At 44.3% G+C, this 6,641-nt stretch carries 7 protein-coding genes; 4 read left to right on the plus strand and 3 right to left on the minus strand.

Annotation, left to right across the window (positions count from 1 at the left end; all coding sequences use genetic code 11):
* Window positions 1-388: 388 nt before the first annotated feature.
* Complete coding sequence (locus MWU32_RS02760) at window positions 389-991, plus strand: tyrosine-type recombinase/integrase (protein ID WP_246937544.1); 603 nt, start codon at window positions 389-391, stop codon at window positions 989-991.
* Between the two features lie 2 nt (window positions 992-993).
* Window positions 994-2,136, plus strand: a complete 1,143-nt coding sequence (locus MWU32_RS02765; RefSeq protein WP_246937542.1) for an IS91 family transposase — start codon at window positions 994-996, stop codon at window positions 2,134-2,136.
* Window positions 2,137-2,410: 274 nt separating this feature from the next.
* On the opposite strand, the gene MWU32_RS02770 is transcribed toward MWU32_RS02765, so the two are convergent.
* From MWU32_RS02770 to MWU32_RS02780, 3 genes are all read right to left on the minus strand, one after another.
* The gene (locus tag MWU32_RS02770; RefSeq protein ID WP_246937566.1) at window positions 2,411-3,262 is read right to left on the minus strand and encodes an alpha/beta fold hydrolase; all 852 of its coding nucleotides are present in this window, start codon (window positions 3,260-3,262) and stop codon (window positions 2,411-2,413) included.
* 265 nt (window positions 3,263-3,527) lie between these two features.
* Complete coding sequence (locus MWU32_RS02775) at window positions 3,528-3,833, minus strand: type II toxin-antitoxin system RelE/ParE family toxin (protein ID WP_093245864.1); 306 nt, start codon at window positions 3,831-3,833, stop codon at window positions 3,528-3,530.
* Complete coding sequence (locus tag MWU32_RS02780; RefSeq protein WP_246937568.1) at window positions 3,833-4,051, minus strand: hypothetical protein; 219 nt, start codon at window positions 4,049-4,051, stop codon at window positions 3,833-3,835. Before MWU32_RS02780 ends, MWU32_RS02775 begins: the two co-directional genes overlap by 1 nt.
* Window positions 4,052-4,627: 576 nt before the next feature.
* On the opposite strand from MWU32_RS02780, the gene MWU32_RS02785 reads away from it, so the two are divergent.
* Together MWU32_RS02785 and MWU32_RS02790 are read left to right on the plus strand one after the other, a co-directional pair.
* Window positions 4,628-5,230, plus strand: a complete 603-nt coding sequence (locus MWU32_RS02785; RefSeq protein WP_246937544.1) for a tyrosine-type recombinase/integrase — start codon at window positions 4,628-4,630, stop codon at window positions 5,228-5,230.
* Window positions 5,231-5,232: 2 nt separating this feature from the next.
* Window positions 5,233-6,375 carry an IS91 family transposase gene (locus tag MWU32_RS02790; protein ID WP_246937542.1) on the plus strand — a complete coding sequence of 381 codons (1,143 nt, stop codon included), beginning with the start codon at window positions 5,233-5,235 and terminating at the stop codon, window positions 6,373-6,375.
* Window positions 6,376-6,641 lie beyond the last annotated feature (266 nt).

The raw sequence follows: 6,641 nt of genomic DNA on the forward strand, positions 1-6,641 counted from the left end.
TGTTGAACTAAACCTAAAGGTAGCTTCACGCGACGTTTCCATCACGATTCACTACCTTTAGGATCAAGGTTTAATGTAATACTCAATATTATGAAAAAAAAATGACACCCTCATTGAAAGGGCTATTATTTCGGTTCCTGGGTTTGCAGCACTCTACCACAAGCTCAAGCGTTCGGTAGAACTCTCCGGCAAGAGCCAGAGCACCCTTACCAACTATGCCCGCTGTCTGGCGCACATCGGATTCCATTTCAACTGTAGTCCACTTGATCTGGATCAGGAGCAGATCCTGGATTATCTGCACGTTTTAAAGTCACAGCACAAGACTCCATCCGACAGTTTTTTCAAGCACACCGTTTATGGACTTCGCTATGCCTACCGCATCTTTGGGATGAAAGAAATGCGGGTCATACTTCCTTCCATTGAACGCCCCAAGAAACTCCCCGTGGTATTGAACCAAAGGGAGATAAAACAACTGCTGAAGACCCCAAAATTGCTTAAGCATCGATTGGTTCTTGCCATGCTCTATGGTTGTGGGCTCCGCAATTTTGAGCTTCGCAACCTTCAGCGTAAGGACTTGGATTTCGACAGGAAGATGCTGCACGTGCGCCAGGGCAAGGGTCGCAAGGATCGCTACGTTCCCTTGTCCGAGATGCAGATCCGTGGCCTAAAGACGTACTTCTTGGCAGAAAACCCGGTCACTTGGTGCTTTACTGGCAATGACAGGACAGGTAATCCAGTTAAAATTTCCTCACAAGGGGTACAATGGATCGTCCGAGAGGCTCGCAAGCGCAGCGGAATCCCAAAGGAAATTACCGCCCATATTCTGCGCCATAGCTATGCTACCCATCTTTTGGAGATGGGCCTGGACATCATGAGCATAAAAGACCTCTTGGGGCACGCAGATATCCAAACGACCCTTATCTACCTCCATGTGGCACAATCGGGTAGGCAAAAGCCGTTCAGTCCGTTGGATAGGCTTTATGGCCGATAGAGATGTCCTATCCCGATTATGAAGTAGCGCACGTACTGGAGCGCAACAGGGAGCACCTTGCCCATTATTGTGCCAACAGTTGGCAGGTTCGCACCCTTCACGCCTTGCGCAAGTGCCGCACTGCCGCCTTGGGCGGCCATATAGATCGTTGCGACAATGCGAGGTGCCATAAGCTTCATCTTAGCTACAACAGTTGCCGCAACCGCCATTGTCCCAAGTGCCAGGGACACAAGAAGGAAGAATGGATCCGGGCAAGGGAGGCAGATTTACTAAAGGTCTCTTACTTCCACGTGGTCTTTACCCTGCCCAGTGGGCTGAACCGGTTATGTCTATACGAGCCAAAATTGGTGTACAACCTTTTGTTCAAAACAGCCTGGAGTATCATTGGAGATTTTGGTGCCAACCCCAAGTTCCTGGGCGCCAAGATGGGAATGATCGCCATCCTGCACACCTGGGGGCAGAACCTCTCGTTGCACCCACACCTGCACTGCATTGTTCCAGGGGGCGGTATTGCTAAATCTGGCAAATGGAAACCCACCAAGGGCAAGGGAAAGTACTTGTTTCCTGTAAGGGCGATGAGCAAGGTGTTCAGGGCCCGTTTTGTAGCTGGCCTACGCAAGGAGTTGGGGAAATCGAAGTCCCGTTCTTTTTACGAAAGTCTGTTCAAAAACCAGTGGGTCGTCTATTGCAAACGTCCATTCTTTGGACCCTCGCAGGTAATAGAATATCTAGGGCGCTATACCCATAAGATCGCGATAAGCAACCATCGGATAAAAAGTCTTGAAAGTGGAAACGTTCGATTTATGGTAAAGGACTATCGACACGGAGGTAAAAGAACGATACTCGAACTGCCCGATGCTGAATTTATAAGGCGTTTTTCGCTGCATATCCTGTCTAAAGGCTTTACCCGTATCAGGCACTACGGCATCTTGAGCAGCTATTATAAAAGAACGATCATCCCAGGATTACAGGAAGAGCTCGGTAAACCAGAATTTAAAGCAACGGAGCCTTTAATGCACCGCAGGTGCCCGGTCTGCAAGCAAGGAAACCTCGTTACCATCGCGACCTTCCCTGCCCGTGGGCCACCGCAACACTGGCAAGAACAAATCAAAAAACAGTTAAACAGACCTAATGAAAAAACGTGAATCCCGACGTAATGGGACTTCTATGGCCAAAACGTAAGAAAACGACCAGATAAAACTAAAAAATAGAGAAGAGAAACTACAACATGTAAAGTGCGCTTTGATTCCTTGGCAAAAACAGAAGCCAACGACCCCGAATCACGAAAGACCAACTACTGAAAATCCATTCCAAATTAGACCAATCCCCATAGAGGCAAACCGAAAAGCTCCGGTTCAGTCAACACTGCATTCATGTTGGGTCGTACCGACCACACGAATGCTTAGTTATTAGCCACAGTTATTTTCTCGGTTTATAATCAAATGGTTCAGTTAAAAATCTATTTACAATTTCGTTAAACATTTCAGGTTTTGTTTTTGGAGCTATGTGAGTTGAACCAGCCATAATGCAAAGTTGACCTTTGGAAAGTTGTTCAAAAATCTCAACCGAATGTTCATTTTTAATTATATCTCTATCTCCGGCAACAATTAAAACGGGAACGCTTATTTTTTTGAGTTCTTCGTGACTCATATTCGGTTGGTTAAGCAACAACCCATAATGCTGAAGTTCTAAATTCCAATCTCGAGATGTGTCGCCTGTTGCAATCATTTCTTTCGCAAGTTTTTCATCTTCTCTAATTCTATTCGGCGCCCAACTATGAACTGCTGTTGTATCTGGTCTTAAATTAGCTGCCATTGCAACAATTTTCTTGATTTTGGATTGTTTACTAATTCCCATTTTTAGAGCTATAACACCTCCATCGCTCCAACCTAAAATATTTACGGAATCCAATTTTAAATGATTAACCAATCCATCCCAGTCGTTTGCGATTTGAGCGTAATTTAATGAGTCAGTTTTTAATTCCGATTTTCCGTGTCCTCTGTTGTCTGCAATAATAACTCGATATTTAGATTTAAAAAATTCAATTTGATTTTCCATTGATTTGATGTTCGCTCCATTTCCGTGGATTAGAAGCAATGGTTCTCCATTTCCATATTCTTCATAATATATTTTTGCACCATTCAATTCTACATATTTTCCAATTGAATCATTATTTCCGTATGGAGTGTCAAATTTATTTTGAGCTGTTAAATCACAAAACTGTAATAGCAAAAGAAGCAATGTTGATAGATATTTAACTGAATTCTTCATAATTTGCGTTTCTGACTAACGTTTTTTTAACTGTTTAATAATCAATTGTTTGGGAATTGATTATTTTGACTTTAAACCTGCCTAAACGTTCGCCCAAGAAGTCAATGCTTCGGAATAGGGAGGATTGTGGCTAACGTTTATGTGTATGAGTTGTGGCGTGTGCCGTCACGGACAACTCCAAACGGTCAACTGCCTGTGGAAAATCCGCAGGATTTTCCAAGTAAGCACAGTCCCAGCCATAACTTATACACGGCTTTCGTACTTTTTAATCGATGTCTTTTTTTAACTTATCAGGATTTTGTCGTGTGTCAAAAATCGTAATTATTTCTATTTCTTTTCGTTCAGCTATTATTCTATAGAAAAATGTCGTTTGCTTTGTTACAACACATTTATAAAGATTTTTAAATTCCGATGATTTTGGACAACTATCAGGTTGATTTGATATTTGTTTGATTTTATCGTTTAGTTTTGAGATAAACTTGTCACGAGTTTTTAAGTTCCACTCTTCTAATAAATATTCGGATAGCTTTAGAAGTTTTGATTCGGCAAGTTCGGATAAGAATACTTTCATTAAGAAATTTTCTTTAGGAATGACTCGTAGGAAACTCTTTTCCCTTTATCCAATTCCTCAATACCTTGTTTTATTTCAGATTGTTCAGATAAAGACAATTCGTCCCAAAAATCTACTTTTTCTTTTTTCACAAAGTCAGCTACTCTTTGGATGAAATCAGTATTTTCAGTCTCCAAGATTGTTTTGAGTAGTTCAAGTTTTGTTGTTTGAATATCCATTTAAAAATTTCTTTTAATCAAATGTACAAAAAATATGATTTAGTTCGATTTTTTGTCAGTATGAAGCCCAACGTTTCGTGTATGAGCAGTGGCGTGGTTCGTCATGGACAATTGCAAACAGGTACTTGCCATTGGAAAATCCGCAGGATTTTCCAAGTAGGCGAGGACAAGCCATTGCTTATACACCTTGTTGAACTAAACCTAAAGGTAGCTTCACGCGACGTTTCCATCACGATTCACTACCTTTAGGATCAAGGTTTAATGTAATACTCAATATTATGAAAAAAAAATGACACCCTCATTGAAAGGGCTATTATTTCGGTTCCTGGGTTTGCAGCACTCTACCACAAGCTCAAGCGTTCGGTAGAACTCTCCGGCAAGAGCCAGAGCACCCTTACCAACTATGCCCGCTGTCTGGCGCACATCGGATTCCATTTCAACTGTAGTCCACTTGATCTGGATCAGGAGCAGATCCTGGATTATCTGCACGTTTTAAAGTCACAGCACAAGACTCCATCCGACAGTTTTTTCAAGCACACCGTTTATGGACTTCGCTATGCCTACCGCATCTTTGGGATGAAAGAAATGCGGGTCATACTTCCTTCCATTGAACGCCCCAAGAAACTCCCCGTGGTATTGAACCAAAGGGAGATAAAACAACTGCTGAAGACCCCAAAATTGCTTAAGCATCGATTGGTTCTTGCCATGCTCTATGGTTGTGGGCTCCGCAATTTTGAGCTTCGCAACCTTCAGCGTAAGGACTTGGATTTCGACAGGAAGATGCTGCACGTGCGCCAGGGCAAGGGTCGCAAGGATCGCTACGTTCCCTTGTCCGAGATGCAGATCCGTGGCCTAAAGACGTACTTCTTGGCAGAAAACCCGGTCACTTGGTGCTTTACTGGCAATGACAGGACAGGTAATCCAGTTAAAATTTCCTCACAAGGGGTACAATGGATCGTCCGAGAGGCTCGCAAGCGCAGCGGAATCCCAAAGGAAATTACCGCCCATATTCTGCGCCATAGCTATGCTACCCATCTTTTGGAGATGGGCCTGGACATCATGAGCATAAAAGACCTCTTGGGGCACGCAGATATCCAAACGACCCTTATCTACCTCCATGTGGCACAATCGGGTAGGCAAAAGCCGTTCAGTCCGTTGGATAGGCTTTATGGCCGATAGAGATGTCCTATCCCGATTATGAAGTAGCGCACGTACTGGAGCGCAACAGGGAGCACCTTGCCCATTATTGTGCCAACAGTTGGCAGGTTCGCACCCTTCACGCCTTGCGCAAGTGCCGCACTGCCGCCTTGGGCGGCCATATAGATCGTTGCGACAATGCGAGGTGCCATAAGCTTCATCTTAGCTACAACAGTTGCCGCAACCGCCATTGTCCCAAGTGCCAGGGACACAAGAAGGAAGAATGGATCCGGGCAAGGGAGGCAGATTTACTAAAGGTCTCTTACTTCCACGTGGTCTTTACCCTGCCCAGTGGGCTGAACCGGTTATGTCTATACGAGCCAAAATTGGTGTACAACCTTTTGTTCAAAACAGCCTGGAGTATCATTGGAGATTTTGGTGCCAACCCCAAGTTCCTGGGCGCCAAGATGGGAATGATCGCCATCCTGCACACCTGGGGGCAGAACCTCTCGTTGCACCCACACCTGCACTGCATTGTTCCAGGGGGCGGTATTGCTAAATCTGGCAAATGGAAACCCACCAAGGGCAAGGGAAAGTACTTGTTTCCTGTAAGGGCGATGAGCAAGGTGTTCAGGGCCCGTTTTGTAGCTGGCCTACGCAAGGAGTTGGGGAAATCGAAGTCCCGTTCTTTTTACGAAAGTCTGTTCAAAAACCAGTGGGTCGTCTATTGCAAACGTCCATTCTTTGGACCCTCGCAGGTAATAGAATATCTAGGGCGCTATACCCATAAGATCGCGATAAGCAACCATCGGATAAAAAGTCTTGAAAGTGGAAACGTTCGATTTATGGTAAAGGACTATCGACACGGAGGTAAAAGAACGATACTCGAACTGCCCGATGCTGAATTTATAAGGCGTTTTTCGCTGCATATCCTGTCTAAAGGCTTTACCCGTATCAGGCACTACGGCATCTTGAGCAGCTATTATAAAAGAACGATCATCCCAGGATTACAGGAAGAGCTCGGTAAACCAGAATTTAAAGCAACGGAGCCTTTAATGCACCGCAGGTGCCCGGTCTGCAAGCAAGGAAACCTCGTTACCATCGCGACCTTCCCTGCCCGTGGGCCACCGCAACACTGGCAAGAACAAATCAAAAAACAGTTAAACAGACCTAATGAAAAAACGTGAATCCCGACGTAATGGGACTTCTATGGCCAAAACGTAAGAAAACGACCAGATAAAACTAAAAAATAGAGAAGAGAAACTACAACATGTAAAGTGCGCTTTGATTCCTTGGCAAAAACAGAAGCCAACGACCCCGAATCACGAAAGACCAACTACTGAAAATCCATTCCAAATTAGACCAATCCCCATAGAGGCAAACCGAAAAGCTCCGGTTCAGTCAACACTGCATTCATGTTGGGTCGTACCGACCACACGAATGCTTAGTTATT

The organism is Gelidibacter sp. F63206 (assembly GCF_023015735.1).